Source organism: Variovorax sp. SPNA7 (assembly GCF_033807855.1).
Lineage (GTDB): Bacteria > Pseudomonadota > Gammaproteobacteria > Burkholderiales > Burkholderiaceae_C > Variovorax > Variovorax beijingensis.
Genome location: NZ_CP138513.1, coordinates 5,553,959 through 5,574,383, shown reverse-complemented (window position 1 = coordinate 5,574,383; position 20,425 = coordinate 5,553,959). Strand labels below are relative to the sequence as shown.

Annotated in this window: 19 protein-coding genes; 9 read left to right on the top strand and 10 right to left on the bottom strand. The window is 66.2% G+C overall.

Features of this window, described 5'->3' with window-relative positions; genetic code table 11:
* The first annotated feature begins 7 nt into the window (after positions 1–7).
* Positions 8–1,036 carry a hypothetical protein gene (locus RZE77_RS26155; protein ID WP_319439906.1) on the top strand — a complete coding sequence of 343 codons (1,029 nt, stop codon included), beginning with the start codon at positions 8–10 and terminating at the stop codon, positions 1,034–1,036.
* On the opposite strand, the gene RZE77_RS26150 is transcribed toward RZE77_RS26155, so the two are convergent.
* The 7 genes from RZE77_RS26150 to RZE77_RS26120 form a co-directional block, all read right to left on the bottom strand.
* A complete protein-coding gene (locus tag RZE77_RS26150; protein ID WP_319439905.1) occupies positions 1,027–2,277 on the bottom strand; it encodes a phenylacetate--CoA ligase family protein in 1,251 nt (416 codons plus the stop codon). The genes RZE77_RS26155 and RZE77_RS26150 overlap by 10 nt on opposite strands.
* Positions 2,278–2,353: 76 nt before the next feature.
* On the bottom strand, positions 2,354–3,166 hold the full coding sequence (locus RZE77_RS26145) for an ABC transporter ATP-binding protein (protein ID WP_319428084.1): 813 nt from the start codon (positions 3,164–3,166) through the stop codon (positions 2,354–2,356).
* A 36-nt stretch (positions 3,167–3,202) separates the two neighbouring features.
* A complete protein-coding gene (locus RZE77_RS26140) occupies positions 3,203–4,528 on the bottom strand; it encodes an ABC transporter substrate-binding protein (protein WP_319428083.1) in 1,326 nt (441 codons plus the stop codon).
* Positions 4,529–4,583: 55 nt separating this feature from the next.
* Positions 4,584–5,660, bottom strand: a complete 1,077-nt coding sequence (locus RZE77_RS26135) for a branched-chain amino acid ABC transporter permease (RefSeq protein WP_319428082.1) — start codon at positions 5,658–5,660, stop codon at positions 4,584–4,586.
* Between the two features lie 94 nt (positions 5,661–5,754).
* Complete coding sequence (locus tag RZE77_RS26130) at positions 5,755–6,684, bottom strand: branched-chain amino acid ABC transporter permease (protein WP_124958983.1); 930 nt, start codon at positions 6,682–6,684, stop codon at positions 5,755–5,757.
* Positions 6,684–7,478 carry an ABC transporter ATP-binding protein gene (locus RZE77_RS26125; protein WP_319439904.1) on the bottom strand — a complete coding sequence of 265 codons (795 nt, stop codon included), beginning with the start codon at positions 7,476–7,478 and terminating at the stop codon, positions 6,684–6,686. The genes RZE77_RS26130 and RZE77_RS26125 overlap by 1 nt, the downstream gene beginning before the upstream one ends.
* Positions 7,475–9,430: an AMP-binding protein gene (locus RZE77_RS26120; RefSeq protein WP_319439903.1), complete on the bottom strand. Its 1,956-nt coding sequence runs from the start codon at positions 9,428–9,430 to the stop codon at positions 7,475–7,477. Before RZE77_RS26120 ends, RZE77_RS26125 begins: the two co-directional genes overlap by 4 nt.
* Positions 9,431–9,514: 84 nt before the next feature.
* Between RZE77_RS26120 and RZE77_RS26115 the strand changes: the two genes are divergently transcribed.
* Genes RZE77_RS26115 through RZE77_RS26100 form a run of 4 tightly spaced genes read left to right on the top strand, consistent with a single transcriptional unit; the run spans position 9,515 to position 11,872 of the window.
* Positions 9,515–10,297, top strand: a complete 783-nt coding sequence (locus RZE77_RS26115; protein ID WP_319439902.1) for a Crp/Fnr family transcriptional regulator — start codon at positions 9,515–9,517, stop codon at positions 10,295–10,297.
* The gene (locus RZE77_RS26110; RefSeq protein WP_319439901.1) at positions 10,294–10,764 is read left to right on the top strand and encodes a hypothetical protein; all 471 of its coding nucleotides are present in this window, start codon (positions 10,294–10,296) and stop codon (positions 10,762–10,764) included. The genes RZE77_RS26115 and RZE77_RS26110 overlap by 4 nt, the downstream gene beginning before the upstream one ends.
* Positions 10,765–10,824: 60 nt before the next feature.
* Complete coding sequence (locus tag RZE77_RS26105) at positions 10,825–11,592, top strand: SDR family NAD(P)-dependent oxidoreductase (protein WP_319439899.1); 768 nt, start codon at positions 10,825–10,827, stop codon at positions 11,590–11,592.
* Between the two features lie 22 nt (positions 11,593–11,614).
* Complete coding sequence (locus RZE77_RS26100; protein WP_015867751.1) at positions 11,615–11,872, top strand: hypothetical protein; 258 nt, start codon at positions 11,615–11,617, stop codon at positions 11,870–11,872.
* 7 nt (positions 11,873–11,879) lie between these two features.
* On the opposite strand, the gene RZE77_RS26095 is transcribed toward RZE77_RS26100, so the two are convergent.
* Positions 11,880–12,926: an MBL fold metallo-hydrolase gene (locus RZE77_RS26095; RefSeq protein ID WP_319439898.1), complete on the bottom strand. Its 1,047-nt coding sequence runs from the start codon at positions 12,924–12,926 to the stop codon at positions 11,880–11,882.
* Between the two features lie 60 nt (positions 12,927–12,986).
* On the bottom strand, positions 12,987–13,964 hold the full coding sequence (locus RZE77_RS26090; RefSeq protein WP_319439897.1) for a Bug family tripartite tricarboxylate transporter substrate binding protein: 978 nt from the start codon (positions 13,962–13,964) through the stop codon (positions 12,987–12,989).
* Positions 13,965–14,303: 339 nt separating this feature from the next.
* On the opposite strand from RZE77_RS26090, the gene RZE77_RS26085 reads away from it, so the two are divergent.
* From RZE77_RS26085 to RZE77_RS26075, 3 genes are read left to right on the top strand one after another with little or no spacing between them, the layout of a single operon-like run.
* Positions 14,304–16,943, top strand: a complete 2,640-nt coding sequence (locus RZE77_RS26085) for a type VI secretion system Vgr family protein (RefSeq protein ID WP_319442418.1) — start codon at positions 14,304–14,306, stop codon at positions 16,941–16,943.
* On the top strand, positions 16,943–18,010 hold the full coding sequence (locus tag RZE77_RS26080) for a lyase family protein (protein ID WP_319439896.1): 1,068 nt from the start codon (positions 16,943–16,945) through the stop codon (positions 18,008–18,010). The genes RZE77_RS26085 and RZE77_RS26080 overlap by 1 nt, the downstream gene beginning before the upstream one ends.
* Positions 18,010–18,603, top strand: coding sequence for a hypothetical protein (locus RZE77_RS26075; RefSeq protein ID WP_319439895.1), 594 nt, complete (start codon positions 18,010–18,012; stop codon positions 18,601–18,603). Before RZE77_RS26080 ends, RZE77_RS26075 begins: the two co-directional genes overlap by 1 nt.
* Here RZE77_RS26075 and RZE77_RS26070 read toward each other — a convergent pair.
* On the bottom strand, positions 18,571–19,521 hold the full coding sequence (locus tag RZE77_RS26070) for an IS481 family transposase (RefSeq protein WP_319439894.1): 951 nt from the start codon (positions 19,519–19,521) through the stop codon (positions 18,571–18,573). The genes RZE77_RS26075 and RZE77_RS26070 overlap by 33 nt on opposite strands.
* A gap of 128 nt (positions 19,522–19,649) precedes the next feature.
* Here RZE77_RS26070 and RZE77_RS26065 point away from each other — a divergent pair, with 128 nt between their 5' ends.
* Entirely contained in the window at positions 19,650–20,381 is a 732-nt protein-coding gene (locus RZE77_RS26065) for a hypothetical protein (RefSeq protein WP_319439893.1), read from the top strand.
* The last annotated feature ends 44 nt before the right edge of the window (positions 20,382–20,425 follow it).

Sequence of the window (20,425 nt, the reverse complement as noted above, 5' to 3'; positions counted from 1 at the left end):
CCATCCCATGGCGGCACCCCCTTCATTCGAGCGCGCGCAGCGCCTGCCCGGAAATTTCGCATGGATCGCGGTGGCGGTCGATGCGGCCCTGTTCATGGCGGGCATGGCGGCGCAGCTGCTGCCTCTCTCGCCGCACGGCGAGCAGATGCGCGGCGTGTATGCGCAACCCGGCGTCTGGGTGCCGCTGCTGTCGCGCGTCGTCACGGTATGGCTGCTGGCGGCCACGCTGGCGTGGTGCCATGCGCGCAAGGCGCTCGACGAACGCGGCGCGGCCCGCATCGCGCAGCTTCGCGGGGCCGGCAGCCGCTTCGCTGCCGTGTTCCTTGCGGTGATGGTCGTCAACATGCTTGCATTGACGCCGCTGTTCTACCAGGCGCAACTGCTTTTCATGCCCGGTGGACCGCTGCACGAACGCGTCGGCATGTACGGCCTGCGCCCGTTCATGGCCGTGTCGATGTTCGTCCAGTCGGCCATCCAGATGCTCGTGCTCGTCGCGGGCGTGTGGCTGGCCGCCCGCTTCGCGCTGCGCGAGCGCGGCATCGCGCCCGTGGATGTGTCGCGCGGCGCCGCGGACGATGGCGGTGCGGGCATGGCACCGTCGCGTCGCGCGGTGGCACTCGTGGCCGCTGCCACCTTCGTCTCGCTGCAGGTGTGGATCGGCCATGTGGCAAGCGGCTGGGTCGACACCTCGAGGGACTCGGACCTGGTGCCGCTTCTGCTCGGCTGGTTCGCGGTGCCGTTGCTGGTCTGGGCGCTGGCGTTCTGGGGCGGCTGGCTCGGCGCCGCGCCAGGGCCTGTGCAGACGCGTCCGTTCCGCGCCGTGGCGGCCGCGGTGTCGGCCTTCGTGCTGCTGCAGGTGGTCTGCGCCGCCCTCGCGCTCGGCGGGCTGTGGTGGATCGCGAGCGCGAGCTTCTCGGGTGTGAGCAGCGGCGTCCGCCTCGCGGCGCTCGCCGTCGCGCTGGCGGCGATCTACCTGGTGCTGCTGGTGCTGGCGATGCGCGCGCTCACGCGCCGGTTCTACCGCCGCTACTTGTAGCTGCGCGCGTCCTCGATCACCTTGCCGTCGTTCGGCAGCGTGCCCGGCGCCACCAGCTCGATGGTGCCGCGCAGCTTGGTCACTTCGCGCACCGCATCGGCAATGCGTGCCTCGAGCCCGGCCGGCGCACCGGCTGCGCATTCGAGCCTGAAGATCATCTGGTCGTCGCCCATCTCGCCCGAGACCACGAGGCGCGCGCGCTGCACTTCCGGAAAGCGGCGCGCGATCTCCGCCACCTGCGAGGGGTGCACGAACATGCCGCGCACCTTGGTGGTCTGGTCGGCGCGGCCGAGCCAGCCCTTGATGCGCTTGTTGGTGCGGCCGGTGGGGCAGGTGCCCGCGAGCACGGCGGAAAGATCGCCGGTGCCGAAGCGCACCAGCGGATAGTCGGGGTTGAAGGTGGTCACGACGATCTCGCCGACCTCGCCATCGGGCACCGGGTCGCCGGTGCCGGGGCGCACGATTTCGACCAGCACGCCTTCATCGAGCACCAGGCCTTCGCGCGCGCTGGTCTCGTAGGCAATCAGGCCCAGGTCGGCGGTGGCGTAGCACTGCGTGCCCTGCACGCCATGCGCGGCGATCCAGTCGTGCAGGCTCGGGGGAAAGGCCTCGCCCGACACCAGCGCCTTGGTGAGCGAGGGCAGCTCCAGGCCTTTCTCCTCGGCTTTTTCCAGGAGGATCTTGAGGAAGCTCGGCGTGCCCGCATAGCCCTCGGGCTTCAGGTCGGCCATGGCTTCGAGTTGCTGCTCGGTCTGGCCGGTGCCCCCCGCGAACACGGTGCAGCCGATGGCCCGCGCGCCGCTTTCCATGATGGAGCCGGCGGGCGTCATGTGATAGCTGAAGCTGTTGTGGATGAGCTCGCCGGGGCGAAAGCCCGCGGCATGCATCGCGCGCGCCGTGCGCCAGTAGTCGCGCGCCTCGCCTTCGGGTTCGTAGATGGTGCCGGGGCTCGCGAACACGCGCGGCATGCGGGTGCCACGGCCGATGGTGGAAAAGCCGCCGAAGGGGTCGTCGGTGCGGCGCTGTTTCTGCAGCTCGAGCAGTTCGGTCTTGCGTGTGACGGGCAGCTTGGCGAGTGCTTCGCGGGTCGTGATGTCGGCGGGTTTCACACCGTCGAGGATCTTTGCGAACGCAGGCGCGGCGGTCTGGGCCTGCGCGATGTGCTTGGGCAGTGCGGCCAGCAGGTCGCGCTCGCGTTCGGCGGGGTCGCGGATTTCGAGCTTGTCGTAGTGGTCGGTCATGTCCGCACCCTTTGTCTTTCTGTTCGGTCTTGCTCCCTCTCCCGGAGGGAGAGGGGACAACACGAAATGCATGCCATCAAGCCAGCCACCTTTTCCGGCGCTTGTAGCTCTTCACGTCGCGAAAGCTCTTGCGGTCCGCACCGCCGACGCCAAGGTAGAACTCCTTCACGTCCTCGTTCTCGCGCAGGCTCTTCGCTTCGCCGTCCATCACGATGCGGCCGTTCTCCAGGATGTAGCCGTAGTCGGCGTAGCGCAGCGCCATGTTGGTGTTCTGCTCGGCCAGCAGGAAGGTCACGCGCTCCTTGGTGTTGAGGTCCTTCACGATCTCGAACACCTCCTCCACGATCTGCGGCGCCAGGCCCATCGAGGGCTCGTCGAGCAGCACCATGGTCGGGTTGGCCATCAGCGCGCGGCCGATCGCGCACATCTGCTGCTCGCCGCCCGATGTGTAGGCGGCCTGCGAAGTGCGCCGCGTCTTCAGGCGCGGGAAATATGCATACACCTTCTCCAGCGTCTCGGCGATCGCCGCCTTGCCGTCGGTGCGCGTGTAGGCGCCGGTCATCAGGTTGTCCTCGATGGTCAGGTGGGCAAAGCAGTGCCGGCCCTCCATCACCTGGATCAGGCCGCGCTTGACCAGCTCGGAGGGCGACAGCGCCTCGATGCGCTCGCCGCGCAGCTCGATGCTGCCCTTGGTCACCGCACCGCGCTCGCCGGCCAGCAGGTTGGACACCGCGCGCAGCGTGGTTGTCTTGCCGGCACCGTTGCCACCCAGCAGCGCCACGATGCCGCCCTCGGGCACCACGAGCGAGACGCCCTTGAGCACCAGGATCACGTGGTTGTAGATGACCTCGATGCCGTTGACGTTGAGGACGATGCTGGGTGAACTCATGGTGCTTCCGGGGACTGGCGAAGACGGTGGACGGGCTTAGCTCTGGCAGTCGGCGGGCGTGCGCGCCGTGAGCTTCTTCTCGGCTGCGTACTTGGCCGCGGTCGACTTCACGAGCGGCTTGATGATCTGCTCGTCGGCCTGCAGCCAGTCGGACGTGAACTTCCATGCCTTGCCGTCCCAGGTGTGGATGCGCGCCCAGGCCGCACCCATGTGGTCGGTGCACGAGGTGCTGATCGGGCGCATCACGCCGGCAAAGCCCAGGCCGTCGAGCTTGGCCTGCGTGAGGTTGAGGTTCTCCAGGCCCCAGCGCACCTGTTCGCCCGTCATGACCTTGCCTTTGCCGAAGCGTTCCTGTGCAGAGCGGATGCCCTCCACGCCGAGCATCGCGCTCATGGCTCCGCGCATGTAGAGCACCTGCCCCACTTCTTCCTTCGGACCGGTGCCCTGGTTCTTGTCGTGCAGCATCGAGACCACGTCCTTCACGAGCTTGGACTGCGGCTCGGCGCCGTGCTGCATGGTCACGGCGTTGTAGCCCTTGGCGCCGTCGCCCACGTCCTTCACGTCGGGTTCGGCGCCGGCCCACCACACGCCGTACATCTTCTCGCGCGCGAAGCCGGTGGCCTGCGCTTCCTTGAGCGCGGTGGAATTCATCACGCCCCAGCCCCACAGCAGGACGTAGTCGGGCCGTGCCTGGCGCACCTGCAGCCAGGTGGCCTTCTGCTCCACGCCCGGCGCCGTCACCGGCAGCAGCTGCAGGTCGAAGCCGTGCATCTTCGCGCGCTCCTGCAGCAGCGGGATCGGCTCCTTGCCGTAGGGGCTGTCGTGATAGATCAGCGCGATCTTCTTGCCCTTGAGCTTGTCGAGCCCGCCTTCCTTCTTGGCGATGGCCTGGATGATCGCGTCGGCCGCCACCCAGTAGGTGCCGGCGATCGGGAAGTTCCACTTGAACACCGTGCCGTCGGCGCTTTCGCTGCGGCCGTAGCCCACGGTCACCACGGGGATCTTGTCGACGGGTGCCTTCTCGGTGATGGCAAAGGTGGCGCCGGTGGACAGCGGCTGCACCAGCGAGGCGCCGCCGTTCTTGCCCTTCAGGCGCTCGTAGCACTCCACGCTGCGCGCCGTGTCGTAGCCGGTCTCGCATTCCTCGAAGGAGATCTTCACGCCGTTGATGCCGCCGCGCGCGTTCACCAGCTTGAGGTAGTCGACATAGCCATTGGCCCAGGGCGTTCCGTTCGGCGCATAGGCGCCGGTGCGGTACGACAGCACGGGAATGAACTGCTCATTGGCCTGCGCGAAGGCAGGGGCCGCGCCTGCCAGCGCGGATGCGGCGGCCACGGCGAGTGCGAGTGATTTCAGCTTCATGGTTGTCTCCTGGTTTTGTATGGGAAAGTCACGCTCGAAAAAAGCATTGCTGTCATCAATGAGGGAAGGGCCACAGCCGCAGCTTCTGCTTGCCCGTGGACCACAGCTTGGCCAGCCCGTGCGGCTCGACGATCAGGAACCACACGATGAGTCCGCCGAAGATCATCAGCTCCGCATGCGCGATGCCGACGGTCGAGATCTGCGCGCCGAACCAGCCGGCAATGACCGGCAGCGCCTGGTTCAGCACGATCGGCAGCACGGTGATGAAGGCCGCGCCGAAGAAGGCCCCGGTGATTGAGCCGAGCCCGCCGATGATCACCATGAAGAGCAGCCGGAACGACTGGTCGACCGAGAACGCCGCCGGCTCCCAGGCGCCCAGGTAGACGAAGGCCCAGAGCGCGCCGGCCACGCCGATGATGAACGAGCTGACCGCGAAGGCGCTGAGCTTGGCGTACATCGGACGGATGCCGATCACCGCGGCCGCCACGTCCATGTCGCGGATCGCCATCCACTCGCGGCCGATGGCACCGCGCACCAGGTTCTTGGTCAGCACGGCGATCACCACCAGCATCGCGAGGCAGAACAGGTACTTGCTCGCAGCGCTCTCGATCGGCCAGCCGAAGACCTGCAGGTTCGACACCGACACCGAGCCCGAGGGCGTGTCGAGCGTGAACCACTTGATGCGCAGGAACATCCAGTCGCTGAAGAACTGCGCCGCCAGCGTGGCCACCGCGAGGTAGAGGCCCTTCACGCGCAGGCTGGGCAGCCCGAACAGGATGCCGAACAGCGTGGCGCACAGGCCGCCCAGGATCAGCGCGGGAATCAGCGGCAGCCCCGGGAAGCGCACGAAGAAGTTGTAGGCACCGTAGGCGCCCACCGCCATGAAGGCGCCCGAGCCCAGCGAGATCTGGCCGCAGTAGCCCACCAGCACGTTCACGCCCAGCGCCGCCAGCGAGATGATCACGAACGGGATCAGGATCGCGCGCATCAGGTAGTCGCTGGCCAGGAAGGGCACCACCGCGAACGCGAAGATCAGCAGCAGGCCGATCGCCACGCGGTCCTGCAGGATCGGGAAGACCTGCTGGTCGGCGCGGTAGCTGGTCTTGAACTGCCCGTTTTCTCTATAGAACATGTTCAAACCCGATCAATGATTTTTTGGTTACGGCCCGCTGCGCTTAACTTGCTTTGCAAGTTAGCCTGCACCGAAAAATTGTTGATCTCGTATTTCATACGCGATCAATAATTTTCTCGCCGAAGAGGCCTTGTGGCCGGAACAGCAGGAACACCAGCGCCAGCACGTAGGCGAACCAGATCTCGATGCCGCCGCCCACGTACGGGCCCAGGTACACCTCCGAGAGCTTCTCGCCCACGCCGATGATCAGCCCGCCGATGATGGCGCCCGGCACCGAGGTGAGGCCCCCGAGGATCACCACCGGCAGCGCGCGCAGCGCCACCGTGGTGAGCGAGAACTGCACGCCGAGCTTGCTGCCCCAGATCATTCCGGCCACCAGCGCCACCACGCCGGCCACGCACCACACGATGACCCAGATGCGCGTGAGCGGAATGCCGATCGACTGCGCGGCCTGGTGGTCGTCGGCCACCGCGCGCAGTGCGCGGCCGGTGCCGGTCTTCTGGAAGAACAGCGAGAGCAGCGCCACCAGCGCGGCCGCGATCGCGGCGGCGTACAAGTCTTCCTTGTTGATCAGGATGCCGCCCTCGAACACCTTGTCGAGCAGGAAGATCGGATCCTTCGGCATGCCGATGTCGATCTTGTAGATGTTGCTGCCGAACAGCGTCTGGCCCGCGCCGTCCAGGAAGTAGGCGATGCCGAGCGTGGCCATCAGCAGCGTCGCGCCTTCCTGGTTGACCAGGTGGCGCAGCACCAGCCGCTCGATCAGCCACGCCACCGCGAACATCACCAGCCCGGCCACGACGAAGGCCGCGCCGTTGGCGAACCAGCGGCTCTCGATGCCGGTCCACATCGGGATCCATTCGGCAAAGCGCGCCATCGCAAGCGCGGCGAACAGCACCATCGCGCCCTGCGCAAAATTGAACACGCCCGAGGCCTTGAAGATCAGCACGAAGCCGAGCGCCACCAGCGAATACAGCATGCCCACCATGAGGCCGCCGAAGAGGGTTTCGAGAAAGAAGGCCATCAGTGTTCAACCCCGAGGTAGGCGCGGATCACGTTCTCGTTGCTGCGCACTTCGTCCGGCGTGCCGTCGCCGATCTTCTTGCCGTAGTCGAGCACCACCACGCGGTCCGAAATGTCCATCACCACGCCCATGTCGTGCTCGATCAGCACGATGGTGCTGCCGAATTCGTCGTTCACGTCGAGGATGAAGCGGCTCATGTCCTGCTTCTCCTCCACGTTCATGCCGGCCATCGGCTCGTCGAGCAGCAGAACCTGCGGCTCCATGGCGAGCGCGCGGCCCAGGTCGACGCGCTTCTGCAGGCCGTAGGGAAGCTGGCCCACCGGTGTCTTGCGGTGCGCCTGAATCTCCAGGAAGTCGATGATCTGCTCGACGAACTCGCGGTGCTTCGTTTCCTCGCGCTCGGCCGCGCCCCAGCGGATCGCCTGCTGGAAGAGGTTGGACTTCATGCGCAGGTTGCGCCCCGTCATGATGTTGTCGAGCACGCTCATGCCCTTGAAGAGCGCCAGGTTCTGGAAGGTGCGCGCCACGCCCATCTCGGCCACCTGGCGCGAATTCATGTGCTTGAAGGTCTTGCCGCGGAAAGTGATGGAGCCCTGCTGCGGCCAGTAGACGCCGTTGATGCAGTTGAGCATCGAGCTCTTGCCCGCGCCGTTGGGGCCGATGATGGCCCGCACCTCGTGCTCGCGCACGTCGAAGCTGATGTCCGTGAGCGCCTTCACGCCGCCGAAGCTCAAGGAGATGTTCTGCACGTCGAGAATGACGTCGCCGACTTTTCTGTTGCTGTTGCTGCTCATGCGGCCGCCTTCACGATGGGGAAGGTCCTGGCCTCGACGATCTTCAGCGTGGCATTCACCACGCCCGTGCGTCCGTCCTCGAACTTGACCTGGGTCTCGATGTACTGCTCGGTCTTGCCGCCGTAGAGCGCGCTGACCAGCACCGCGTATTTCTCGGCGATGAAGCCGCGCCGCACCTTGCGCGTGCGCGTGAGCTCGTCGTCGTCGGGATCGAGCTCCTTGTGCAGCACCAGGAAGCGCGCGATCTGCGTCTCGCCCATGCCGTCCTCGCTCGCGAGGTCGGCATTCACCTTGGCAATGCATTCGGCGATGAGCGCCAGCACCTCGGGCTTGCCGGCCAGGTCGACGTAGCCGCCGTAGGCCAGGCCACGGCGCTCGGCCCAGTTGCCCACCGCCTCGAAGTCGATGTTGATGGCCGCGCAGACCTCGTCGCGTGCGTTGCCGAAGCACACGGCTTCCTTGATCTGCGGGAAGAACTTGAGCTTGTTCTCGATGTAGTTGGGCGCAAAGATCGCGCCGCTCGCGAGCTTGCCCACGTCCTTGGCGCGGTCGATGATGCGCAGGTGGCCTTCGCTGTCGAGCACGCCGGCATCGCCGGTGTGGAAGTAGCCTTCGGCATCGAGCACCTCGGCCGTGGCGTCGGGGCGCTTGTAGTACTCCTTGAGCACCGAGACGCCGCGCACCAGCACTTCGCCGTCTTCGGCGATCTTCAATTCGATGCCCGGCGCGGCCGTGCCCACCGTCTGCAGCTTGACCTTGCCGTCCTGCTGCAGGCACACATAAGCGCAGGTCTCGGTCTGGCCGTAGAACTGCTTGAGGTTGACGCCGATCGAGCGGTAGAAGCGGAACAGGTCGGGCCCGATGGCCGCGCCGGCCGTGTAGGCCACGCGGATGCGGCTCATGCCCAGCACGTTGCGCAGCGGCCCGTAGATCAGCAGGTTGCCAAGGCCATACATCAGCCGGTCGCCCGTGCTCACTGGCGCGCCGTTGAGGATGTCCGCGCCCACGCGCTGCGCAAGCGCCATGAACTTCGCATACAGCCAGCGCTTCGGGCGCGCCGCGTCTTCCATGCGGATCGACACGGCCGTGAGCAGTCCCTCGAAGGTGCGCGGCGGGCCGAAGTAGTAGCTCGGCCCGATCTCGCGCATGTCGTTCATCACGGTTTCGGACGACTCGGGGCAATTGAGCGTGAAGCCGCCCACCAGCCACTGCGCCACCGAGAACAGGTGGTCGCCCACCCACGCCATCGGCAGGTAGCTCATGATGTTGTCGCCGGGGCCGAGCCTGTCGGTCTCCACGCCGCCGCGGCCCGCCGCGATGAAGCTCGCATGCGTCTGGCACACGCCCTTGGGCCGGCCGGTGGTGCCCGAGGTGTAGAGGATCACGCCGACGTCGGTGGCCTCGCCGCTCGCCACCGCGCGGTCGTAGTAGCCGACATGGGCCTTGTCGAATTCGCGGCCGAGTTCGCGCAGCTGCTCGTAGCTCATGAGCCCGGGCTGGTCGTAGTGGCGCAGGCCCTTGGGGTCGTCGTAGATGATGTGGCGGATGCCGTGCTGCTGGTCCTTCTGCAGCTCGCGGCATTCGAGCAGCTTGTCGACCTGCTCCTGGTCCTCGACGATCACGAAGTCGATGGCCGCGTCCTGCAGCATGAAGACCATCTCGCTGGCCACCGCATCCTGGTAGAGCGGCACCGGCACGCCGCGCAGGCTCTGCGCCGCGAGCACCGCCATGTACAGGTGCGGGCGGTTGGCGCCCACGATGGACAGGTTGTCGAAGGGCTTGAAGCCCAGGCTCGCGAGGCCGCAGGCCATTTCGCGCACTTCCTGCGCCACGGCGCTCCAGCTCCATGTTTGCCAGATGCCGAGATCTTTCTCACGGACGGCGGGCGCCTGGGGCTGGGCTTGCGCATGCGCAAGCAGCAGACGGGGAAAGGTGGGGGCGGTGGTTTGCACAGTGGGCGGATCGTAGGCCCCACTTTGACGTCAGGTTGTCGTTCCAACGACAATCCTAGGGACACTACTCCCCGGAGTTTCCCGATGCCTCACGGCAATCTCAATCAACGCAACGTGCTGGGTGGTTCTATCAAGGACCGAGTTCGTCCCCCTAGCGCTGCCGAACTCCACGGCATTCCGTGGCTGCCCACGCTCACGCCGGCCGAGCGTCGCCGCGCCGAAGCCGCGCTGGTGGTGGGCGAGGCCGAGGTCGGCGACCTCGTCTGCCGCGTCGGCCGCTCGCCCACCTACTGGTTCGGCGTGGTCGAGGGCCTGCTCAAGATGAGCAACGACAACGCCGACGGCGGCTCCGTCACCTACACCGGCGTGCCGCCCGGCGGCTGGTTCGGCGAAGGCACGGTGATGAAGCGCGAGCCCTACCGCTACAACATCCAGGCGCTGCGGCGCAGCGTGGTGGCGGGCCTGCCGATCGAGAGCTTCCACTGGCTGCTCGACCATTCGATCGGCTTCAACCGCTTCGTGATGAACCAACTCAACGAGCGGCTCGGGCAGTTCATTGCGGCGCTGGAGATCGACCGCCTCAACAACCCCGATGCGCGCGTGGCGCGCAACCTGGTCTCGCTGTTCAACCCGGTGCTCTACCCGGGCGTGGGCGAGGTGCTGCGCATCACGCAGCAGGAGCTGGCCTACCTGGTCGGCCTGTCGCGCCAGCGCGTGAACGAGGCGCTCAACGGCCTGTCGGCAGAGGGGTTGATCCGGGTGGAGTACGGTGGGTTGCGCGTGCTCGACCTGCCGGGCCTGCGCGCGAGCGCGATGTCCAACAAGAAGAACAACAACAGCCGCTCACCCGAAACGGAAAACCCATGACCCTCAAAGACCAGCTGCAGATCGTGCCCGCGGATGCGCAGGCCGCCTTCGTTCCGCCGCCCGCGGCGCCCAAGGCCAAGGCCGAAAACGCCGGCCCGACGCTCGAGGAAGCCCTCGCGCGCAACGAGGCGCTCGCCGAGAAGATCGACGCGCTCGACGCGGTGCTTGCCAAGCCGCTCGCCGAGATCCTTGCCGAGCGCGAGAAGGCCGACGAGGCCGCGCTCGCCTGGGACCGCTTTGGCGCGATGTGGATGCTCTCGCAGCGCGCCATGCGCCGCGTGGCGCTCGACCTGGCGGCGCAGCTCGGCCTGAGCGAGGAAGAGGTCGTGGCGCGTGCGATGGGCCATGCCAACGCGGTGCTCAACGGGGCCGACGAGGTCGACCTCGGCGGCACCATCGCGCCGGCGCAGCTGCAGCACATCGCGCGGCACCGGGCCTTCCTGCGCAACCAGTTCCGCACCGGCTGAGCCCGGGCCTCCCGATACCGCTTAACCTCGCGCCTTCGTTCCAGAAAGACTTTCCTCCCGATGACCGCTTCTTCCCATCTCACCCTCATCACCGGCGCCTCGCGCGGCCTGGGCCGCGCCATGGCCGAACAGCTGCTGCAGGCCGGCCACATGGTGCTCGGCATTTCGCGCCGGCAGGAGCCGGAGCTTGCGCAGCTCGCGCAACAGGCCGGCGCCGAACTCATCCAGTGGGAGCAGGACCTGTCCGATCCGGTCGCCGCATCGGCGCGCCTCTCGGCCTGGCTCAAGACGCTCGACAGCCAGCGCTTCGACAGCGTCACGCTGATCAACAACGCCGGCACCGTCGGCAACCCCGCACCGCTCGCGAGCGCGGTCGGTGCCGAGCTGTCGCAGGCGCTGCGCATCGGCCTGGAGGCGCCGATGCTGCTGACGGCCGCCTTCCTGGGCGCCACGCGCGAATGGCGCAGTGCGCGCAAGGTGCTGAACATCTCCTCGGGCCTGGGGCGCAATGCCATGGGCAGCCAGGCGCCGTACTGCGCGGCCAAGGCCGGCATGGACCACTTCTCGCGCGCCGTGGCATTGGAGGAAGCGGGCGCACCGAACGGCGCGCGCATCGTCTCGCTCGCGCCCGGCATCATCGACACCGACATGCAGGTGCAGCTGCGCGGCGCATCGGCCGAGAAGTTTCCGGACCGCACGCGCTTCGTGAGCATGAAGGAGGAAGGCCGGCTCGACAGCCCGGCCACCGCCGCGGCCAAGGTGCTCAAGTACCTGGCGCGCGAGGACTTCGGCCGCAACCCCGTGGCCGACGTGCGCGATCCGGCCTGAGCGCCAGCAAGGCAAGCACACCATGGCCACCGCAAAGTCGATCGACACCGGCGACTACAAGCTCTTTCCGTCGCCGAGGAACGTGCACCGCGTCATCTTCGAGCACCAGGTCTTCGTGCCGTATCCGTACGCGCTGATCGTGATGGACGAGTTCTACTTCAAGGGCCGCTACAGCCTGTTTTCCGCCTGCCGCCTGAGCGACGGCAAGATGGGGCAGGTGGCGACCTTCGAGCTGGCATCGGACGTCGACATCTTCAACAAGAAGTTCACGCCGGACTGACCCGGCGCTACAGCAGGAACCGGTCGCGCTGCGCCTGCGCACATCCGCCCATCACGGCCAGCGCGCGCTCCACCGCCGGGGTGCCCAGAACGAAGGGATTCGCGGCCGGCGCGGGCTGCTGCCGCAGGGCGGCGAGCTTGGCCTGCGAGCCGTCGATGTTCGAATGGTTCGACAGCATCACGTCGATGCGCTGGCTCTGCGCGATGGCACCCATGCGCTGCGTGGCGCCGATGTAGGCGTCCAGCCGCGGCACGTCCTTGCCGAAATTGAAGCCGGTGCCGCCCCAGAGCATTGCGCGGTGCTTGCGCCCGCCCGCGCTCACGTCGAACACCGGCGAGATCGTGCCCATGGTGTGGCCCGGCGTGAGGTACAGCGTGACGCTGGTGTCGCCGAGCGTGACGCGGTCGCCGTCCTTCGCCGAGATGTCGCGCTTGGGCGGCGCGCCCCAGATCGGCGTCGCGAATTCGAGCCTGGTCTCGGTCATGGTCCAGTCGGCCTCGCTCATCACCACGCGCGCGCGGTACTTCTGCGCGAGGTAGCCGGCACCGCCGTAGTGGTCGCCGTGGCCGTGCGTCACGATCACGTACTTGATCTGCGCCGGGTCGAGCCCGAGCTTGCGCATGCCGCCTTCGATCAGCGACGCGGCCTCGGCCTGGGTGTTGAGCGCATCGATCAGGATGATGCCCTGCGAGGTCTTGATCGCCCAGGCGCTGACCCAGTCGGCACCCACGAAATACAGGTTATCGAAGGCCTGGCCCGGCGGCGGCGCGGGCCGGTTGATGAAGCCGGTGAGGCTCTTGTCGAGCGCGTCCTGCGGCGGCCGGGCGGCAGGGGCGGGCTGGCACAAGGTCAGCAGGGCCTTGAGGTCGGTGCCGGCCGCGCGCGTGGCGGTGGCGACATGGGCCGCCACGCTGGCCTCCGACGGGGTGGCTGGCAGCGCTGCGGTGGTGCCGGCCGGCGTCAGCGCGCAGCCCTGCACCAGGGCGGCCACCGCGGCCAGGGCGGTGGCCTTCAGCAGAAGGACATTGTTCGAATTCTTGCGCTGTGCTGCCATCGGTGTCTCCATGCCGTCGCTGCGGCCTGTGGTGGAGACGCCATTCTGCGACGGCAGCGCTTATTCGATGGTCGCGCCCGAGGCTTGCACGATGCCCTTCCACTTCTCGTAGTCGGTCTTCAGCAGCGTCTCGAACTGTTCGGGCGTCATGCTCTGCGGCTCGGCGCCCTGCGCGATGATGGCGGCCTTCATCTCGGGCGTGGCCAGCAGCTTGTTGACTTCGGTATTCAGCGTGGCGATCACGTCCTTCGGCGTCCTGGCGGGCACGAAGAGGCCGTACCAGGTCGACACGTCGAAGCCCTTGTAGCCGAGCTCGGCCACCGTGGGCGTCTCGGGCAGCGAGGTGCTGCGCCTGGCCGAGGTCACGGCCAGCGGGCGCAGCTTGCCCGCCTTGATCTGCGCGAGCGCCGAGGGCACTGACGACACCATCAGGTCGACGTTGCCCGCGAGCACGTCCATCATGGCCGCGTTGGAGCCCTTGTAGGGCACGTGGCGCATCTTGATCTGGGCGGCGCCGTTGAAGATCTCGCCGGCCAGGTGGATGGTGGTGCCGTTGCCGGGCGAGCCGTAGGTGACGGTGTCGGGCGCGGCGCGCGCGGCTTTCACCACGTCGTCGAGCGTCTTGAACTTCGAACTGGCCTGCGTGACGATCACCACCGGCGTGTAGGCCACGTGCGCCACGGCCGTGAGGTCCTTCACCGGGTTGTAGCTCAGGTTCTTGTAGAGCCAGGGCGCGACGACCATGTTGTCCTTCTGGCCCATCACGATGTCGTAGCCCGTGGGCGCGGCGCGCGCGGCCTCCGCAATGCCGATGGTGCCGCCGGCGCCGCCGCGGTTGTCGGGCACCACGGTCCAGTGGTTGGCCTCGGTGAGCTTCTGCGCGACCAGCCGCGCGAGGATGTCGGTGCCGCCGCCGGGCGGAAAGGGCACGACCATGCGAATGGGCTTGGCGGGGTAGGACTGTGCCTGCGCGGGGGCGGTGAAGGCCAGGGGAAGTGCCAGCGCGAGGGCCAGCGAGCAGGTGAGTTTGCGGATCATGGGTGTTGTCTCTGTATCGGAGCGAATCGGGTTTGCAGACTTTAGTCCTCGTCGGACACTGCACCGAGGGTGCAGTGTGCCGGAAGCCGAATCGCAGGGTTTTCGTGGTTCGCGATGGCCCTCTTCTCAAGCTGCGGCGGCCGCGCGATGTGCATTCCTTCACGAATTGCACGTGCGCGTTCGCGATGACTACTTTGGGTTGCTTCCTAGCCTGCAACAGCGGCTTACATAATCCGCCCATAAAACGGCCCCCCAGCTTCTGAGGGCGGCCAGGGAGCTTTCATGTCAATGTTCGATCGCGCGAGCGCGCTCGCCCGCGCCCGTGGTTCGTCCGCGTCCATGAGAAGGCGCGTGATCCTGCACTCGCCCCTGGGCGAGGCACTGCAATTCCATCGGCTGGCGGGGCGCGAGGCGCTCAGCCAGGCCTGCGCCTTCGACCTGGACCTGCTGGGCAGCAGCAATGCGCTGGACCCCCAGGCCATCCTGGGCAAGCCCGCCACCGTCATGATGGAGACCGAGAGCGGCGCCCCGCGCTACCTGGCCGGCCTTGTCACCCGCTTCGGCCTGTCGCACGAAGACGACCGCCAGGCCTTCTACAAGATGCGGCTGCGCCCGTGGCTGTGGCTGGCCACGCGCCGCTCCGCCTTCCGCATCTTCCAGGACCAGACGGTGCCCGAGATCGTTGCGGCCGTGCTGGGCCGCTACGGCTATCCGATGGAGCAGAAGCTCCACCGCAGCTACCGCGCCTGGACCTACTGCGTGCAGTACCGCGAGGACGACTTTTCCTTCGTGTCCCGCCTGTGCGAGCACGAGGGCATCTATTACTACTTCCGCCACGAGGCCGAGCAGCATGTGCTGGTCTTCGCGGACGACATCGCCAGCTCGCACGCCCCGCTGCCCGGTGGCGAGACCGTGCGCTACCACCCGCACGAGCAGGCCGGCATGACCGGCGGGCTGGAGGCCAGCGAGCGCATCTACGAATGGGCGTCCTCGGAGGAAGTGCGCCCAGGCCATTACTTCAACGACGACTACGACTTCGAGAAACCAAGGGCCGAGCTGTCGCACCTGCGGCAAATGCCACCCGGGCACGACCACGACGACTTCGAGCGCTACCAATGGCCGGGCGGCTTCACCCAGCATGACGACGGCGAGACCTACGCGCGCATCCGCACCGAAGAACAGCTGAGCGAACGCAGCCGGGTCACAGGCCGCGCCAACCGGCGCGATCTCGCGCCGGGCTGCACCTTCACGCTCACCCATCACCCCCGTGAAGATCAGAACAGGGAGCACCTGCTGCTGGCCGTGGACTACGAGCTGCAGGAGAACCTGCAGGCCAGCGAAGGGGTGGCCGGGTCCGAGGGCTCGGTGCAGCGCTTCGCCTTCGAGGCCCAACCCACGAGCTATGCCTGGCGTCCTCCGCGCACCACGGCCAAGCCGTGGACCGAGGGCCCTCAGACCGCGTTGGTGGTCGGCCCGGCCGGCGAGGAGATCTGGACCGACAGGTACGGGCGCATCAAGGTCCAGTTCCACTGGGACCGCATCGGCCAGCGCAACGAGAACTCGAGCTGCTGGGTGCGTGTGTCCACGGCCTGGGCCGGCGCCACCTTCGGCGCGACCGCGCTGCCGCGCATCGGGCAGGAGGTGATCGTCGACTTTCTGAACGGCGACCCCGACCATCCGATCATCACCGGCCGGGTGCACAACGCCGACGAGATGCCGGCCTGGCAACTGCCCGGCCAGGCGCACCTTTCGGGCCTGCGCAGCCGCGAGCTCGGCGGCAGCCGCTCCAACCACCTTGTGCTCGACGATTTCGCAGGAAAGATTCAAAGCCAGCTCAAGAGCGACCACGACAGCTCGAGCCTGAGTCTCGGGCACATCGCGCGCATCGAGGACGTGGCGGGCCGCAAGGACGACCGCGGCCAGGGTTTCGAGCTGCGCACCGACGGTCATGGCGCGGTGCGGGCTGCCAAGGGCCTGCTGGTGAGCACCGAGGCGCGCGCCAACGCCCAGGGCCACATCACCGACATGCGCGAGACGGTGGCCCGGCTCACGCAGGGACGCGACCTGCACGAGAGCCTGGCGCAGGTGGCGCAGCAGGCCAAGGCGCACGAGGCGGGCGACCAGGACGAGGTGGCCCGGGCGCTGAAGGCGCAGAACGATGCGATCAAAGGCAGCGGCGGGGACAAGGCGCACGGCCTCTTCCCCGAATTCCAGGAACCGCACCTGACGCTGGCGAGCCCGGCGGGCATCCAGACAACGACGCAGGGTTCCACCCACCTCGTGAGCGTCGAGCACACCGCCATCAGCAGCGGTGCCCACACCAGCGTGGCCACGGGCAACAGCTTCCTGGTGAGCGCCAAGGATGCGGTGCGCATGGTCGCCTTCAACCAGGGCATCCGCATGGCGGCGGCCGCGGCCGACATCGACATCACAGCGCTCAAGGACAGCATCAACGCGCTGGCCAAGCTGGACATCAGGATGGAGGCCAACCGGATCACCATCACGGCGAAGGAAGAGGTGCTGATCAACGGCGGCTCCAGCTACACGCGCTGGACGGCCGGCGGCATCGAGAGCGGCACCAACGGGCTGTGGCGCGCGCATGCGGCTTCGCATTCGATGGTGGGGCCCAAGAGCGTGCCGGTGCCGTCGATCGAACTGAAGCTCCCCAATCTCGACCTGGGTCCGTACAAGGCCGACTACCAACTCTTCAAGACCGACAACCGCCCCTTCGAAGGCTACGCCTACGAAATCCATGACCGGCACCGCAAATTGCTGGAGAGCGGCGATACGTCCAGGGCCGGCCAGACCCGCCTGGTCAACAGCGAGATGGCCATCGGCCTGAAGGGCTACAAGTCGATCATGCGCGCGAGCGAGCGGGTGACCGAGAACTGGCCGTCCGCGCTGCAGGCCAAGGCCGGACAAGTTGAAGCCCGCAGCGCGCCGGCACCGGGCAGCGCTCCTGGAAGCGAGGCCGCGTAATGCCCGTACCCGCCATCGTCTGGGGCGTGCTCGAGCTGGTCGCCCTCGCCATCACGCTGCATGAACTGGGCGAGCTGGCTGAAGAACTCTACGAAGGGGTCGAAAAATACGGCAAGGACATCGGCAAGGCCAAGGAAGAGGTTCGCAAGGTCATCCAGAGCATCCAGGACGAGATCGCGCAGAAGATCGAGGAGAAGGAGGAAGTCGCAATCCTGCTGGCACTCGAGGCCGCCGACCCGCAGGGGCAGAACACGCGCAAGGCCGCGGGCCGGGGCGCCACGGATGCCACCATCAACGCGGCCATCGAGCAGAAGATTCCCTTCCGCGACGCCATCACCCAGGTGTGCAATGCGGCCGACCGCGTGCCAGTGTGGAGCCTTCGGAAGAAGAAGGGGGTGTCGATCGAGGACCTGCCCAAGGCCAGGCGCAAGGTCCTCGAGGAACTGCTGTCGAAGTCAGTCGAGCAATTGGCCGATGTGGAGTTCGAGGAATTCTTCGTGATCAGGCTGAAGCAGCTGGCGGCCAACCTGCTGTTCGAGTTCGTGGACGAGTGCCTGAGCTGGGCCAGTCCGTTGAAATGCGAGGTCAACTTCGGACCGCCGCCATCCTTCGACGATCATCCGGTGGAGGGCGCCACCAAGCTCCAGCGGCTGGGGAAAATCAATCCGTTCTATCCCAGCCCGTTCCAGTACCAAAAAGGGAGCATTTCGGCCGACCTCATGATCTCGGAATACCGGCATCAGCGGCCCGACAAGGGCAACATCTTTGCCATCGTGGAGATCAAGTTTCAGGGGGATCGGATTGAAGCTGCGCAGTTCGTCGCATACAACCAGATGCTCAGACGAGCCGCGCTCGTCAAGACAGAAAGAGCGGTGATTCGCTTTCAGAACAAGCCCGTGAACTCGGGCGGCCGGCTGTCACTGTTCCGCTACCCTGAGGACATTGCAGTTCATGGGAAAAATGAGCCCGACAAGTCATCGGAGCACGAGAAGAAGGAAGAGCCGAAGCAACAGAAATCGGAAAAGTCCAGCGGTAGGTCGCGGCACAGTAGAAAACGAGGAATTTGATGAGTACAGCGGAATTGTTCCTCAGTCCCGAGGAGATTGAGAAGTTCATCCTCGAGAGCAAGATCGCTCCGCAATGGTTCTATGGCTACCCAGGTCGGGAGTTGGGCATTTGTCCGTACGTGACCTTCTATGTGTACCACCGGCCCGAGGAATACATGGCGGTCGCGGACAAGTTCATCGACATCTGGGAGCGCTTCGGCCGAATCATCGACGAACCCCTCAAGAAGGTGTTCAAGTCACGCACTCAGGTTTGGCTCAACGCAGGAGACAAGCGGTTTCCGACCGATCTTCGGGCCGAAGCAAAGCATCACCAAGAAGAGTTTGAGAGCTTCTTTTTGATGGCCACTGACATGGAGTCGCCCGATTCCTCACCTCTGTGGTCATATTCTGCCCAGGTAACTCATAACCATTGGCAATGCTTCAGCACTCTCAAACTGGTCTTTTGCTACGACTGGTACGAGGACGGCAATCAGGCACGGTGGCACGATTTTGTGCTTGACTGCATCAAGTCGCTTCGGCCCGAGCAGGCGTACATGGGCTACGAGGTGGGAAACGGCGGTCTAGGTGTGAAGCGTCAAGAGGTTGTTTCTTGACGAGTTGAGTCTGGACATGGGCGCGATGCCGCCGATACCGCTGTGCGGGCGATGCCAGTTGTAGTGGTGTTGCCAGCTTGCCAGGGCATCGGTTCGATGGGCCGAGTTCTGGTAGGTCCAGCCGTAGGCCCACTCTCGCAACGCGGACTGGATGAACCTCTCTGCCTTGCCGTTGGTCTGCGGCCGGTAGGGCCGCGTGAAGCTGTGCTTGATGCCCAGTTCAATGCAGGTTGCCCGGAAGTCGCGCGAGCGGAAGGCTGAACCGTTGTCCGTCAGCAACCGCTTTACGATGATGCCCAGGCGGGCGTAGTAGGCCACCGCATTGCGCAGGAACAGGACCGCCTGCGCTTGCTTCTCGTCCGGGTGCATGGCGGTGAACGCCAGCCTGGCGTGGTCATCGATGGCCACGAACAGCGTCTCCCAGCCCGCGCCGTCGACCGAATCTCGCCGATTGCCGGTGACGCGGTGGCTGGGCCGCTCGATGCGCCCGAGCTTCTTGGTGTCGATATGCAGCAGATCGCCGGGTGCTTCGTGCTCGTAGCGCACGACGGGCTCCACAGGCTGCAGGTCGCTCAGCTTGGACATGCCGGCGCGTGCCAGGACGCGGCTGACCGTGGACTCCGAGACGCCCACGCTGCGCGCAATGCGAGCCTGCAGCATTCGACGTTTGCGCAGTTCGACGATCAGCAGGGCCTTGCCCGCATCGATGGCCCTGGGAGAGCGCATGGGCCTGGAGGACGCATCGGCCAAGGCGGCCTCACCGCCCGCAAGGTAACGGCCAAGCCACTTCCTGGCCGTTGGCGCAGTGACGCCGTGTGCAGCCGCGGCTCGCACGGCATCCAAGCCTTCACGAGTCATCTGTTTGACCATCTCAAGTCGGCGGGCAAAGGTAAGTCGGGCATGCTTATGGGTGTTCATCCGGTTGGGCGTCCTGAGTGGATTGGGTGTTTGGCGACTTCCAGTCTCTCAAACCCAATCCGGATGAACACCGGATACAACCTATTGGAGCTTCACATCTAGGCGTGATGGGGGCGTACGAGTCAGACGTGTTGGAGCGCATCTGTGCCGACTATTTCTACGGCATAGACATTGATCATCCGTTCAAGATGGGATTTCATGCCAATGTTCCCGACGAGACTGGCATCGTGCTTCCTTCCGATCTCGGCGCAGGCCTACGCCCGCCCACCTGGTGTTTCATGCTCTCGCCCATATGGCAGCGCAAGCTGGGCAAGCCCGAGCACCAGATTCGCGTCGAGTTGGCCGACCCGCGCATCAAGATCACCGCCATTCCTTACCCTCGGGACAAACTCAACCCTGACGGGGCCAACGGGCTCTGGATCGAATTGGGCGACCTTGATCTCTATCCCGTGGAAGACGGCGTGCCCGATGTGCTGGTCAAGGCCAACAGCCTGATCCGTCCGATCCGCTGCGACGAGTTGAACCTCAACACGCTCGATCCCTGGGACGGTGACCCGAATCCCCGATTCGGCTACGAGAGCTCATTGCGCTGGATGCGCCGCTTCGACGATGACAGCGATTGGCCCAGTGCGGAACAGCGTCGCAAGCCCTCGCCCGATGAAGGCCGTGCCACCGCCTCGAAGAGGAAGCCTCTCGTCCCCGGCGGCGAGCCCTGCCCGCAGGCCGGCTGGTGGTTCACCCCGGCCCAGTTGGACAGCCGGCGCTACTTCGACAAGGGCGAGATCATGCCGATCATCAAAGGCAGTTCCTTCGGCGACACGAACTGGCAGCAGACAAGCGATCCCAAGGACGACAAGTGATGGACCGGCCAGTGGATGGGGCGCCGTTCGCGTTGACGGTGAGG

Coding starts and splice junctions, on each gene's coding strand:
- RZE77_RS26155 (WP_319439906.1), top strand. CDS start 8: ATGGCGGCACCCCCTTCATTCGAGCGCGCGCAGCGCCTGCCCGGAAAT.
- RZE77_RS26150 (WP_319439905.1), bottom strand. CDS start 2,277: ATGACCGACCACTACGACAAGCTCGAAATCCGCGACCCCGCCGAACGC.
- RZE77_RS26145 (WP_319428084.1), bottom strand. CDS start 3,166: ATGAGTTCACCCAGCATCGTCCTCAACGTCAACGGCATCGAGGTCATC.
- RZE77_RS26140 (WP_319428083.1), bottom strand. CDS start 4,528: ATGAAGCTGAAATCACTCGCACTCGCCGTGGCCGCCGCATCCGCGCTG.
- RZE77_RS26135 (WP_319428082.1), bottom strand. CDS start 5,660: ATGTTCTATAGAGAAAACGGGCAGTTCAAGACCAGCTACCGCGCCGAC.
- RZE77_RS26130 (WP_124958983.1), bottom strand. CDS start 6,684: ATGGCCTTCTTTCTCGAAACCCTCTTCGGCGGCCTCATGGTGGGCATG.
- RZE77_RS26125 (WP_319439904.1), bottom strand. CDS start 7,478: ATGAGCAGCAACAGCAACAGAAAAGTCGGCGACGTCATTCTCGACGTG.
- RZE77_RS26115 (WP_319439902.1), top strand. CDS start 9,515: ATGCCTCACGGCAATCTCAATCAACGCAACGTGCTGGGTGGTTCTATC.
- RZE77_RS26110 (WP_319439901.1), top strand. CDS start 10,294: ATGACCCTCAAAGACCAGCTGCAGATCGTGCCCGCGGATGCGCAGGCC.
- RZE77_RS26105 (WP_319439899.1), top strand. CDS start 10,825: ATGACCGCTTCTTCCCATCTCACCCTCATCACCGGCGCCTCGCGCGGC.
- RZE77_RS26100 (WP_015867751.1), top strand. CDS start 11,615: ATGGCCACCGCAAAGTCGATCGACACCGGCGACTACAAGCTCTTTCCG.
- RZE77_RS26095 (WP_319439898.1), bottom strand. CDS start 12,926: ATGGCAGCACAGCGCAAGAATTCGAACAATGTCCTTCTGCTGAAGGCC.
- RZE77_RS26090 (WP_319439897.1), bottom strand. CDS start 13,964: ATGATCCGCAAACTCACCTGCTCGCTGGCCCTCGCGCTGGCACTTCCC.
- RZE77_RS26085 (WP_319442418.1), top strand. CDS start 14,304: ATGAGAAGGCGCGTGATCCTGCACTCGCCCCTGGGCGAGGCACTGCAA.
- RZE77_RS26080 (WP_319439896.1), top strand. CDS start 16,943: ATGCCCGTACCCGCCATCGTCTGGGGCGTGCTCGAGCTGGTCGCCCTC.
- RZE77_RS26075 (WP_319439895.1), top strand. CDS start 18,010: ATGAGTACAGCGGAATTGTTCCTCAGTCCCGAGGAGATTGAGAAGTTC.
- RZE77_RS26070 (WP_319439894.1), bottom strand. CDS start 19,521: ATGAACACCCATAAGCATGCCCGACTTACCTTTGCCCGCCGACTTGAG.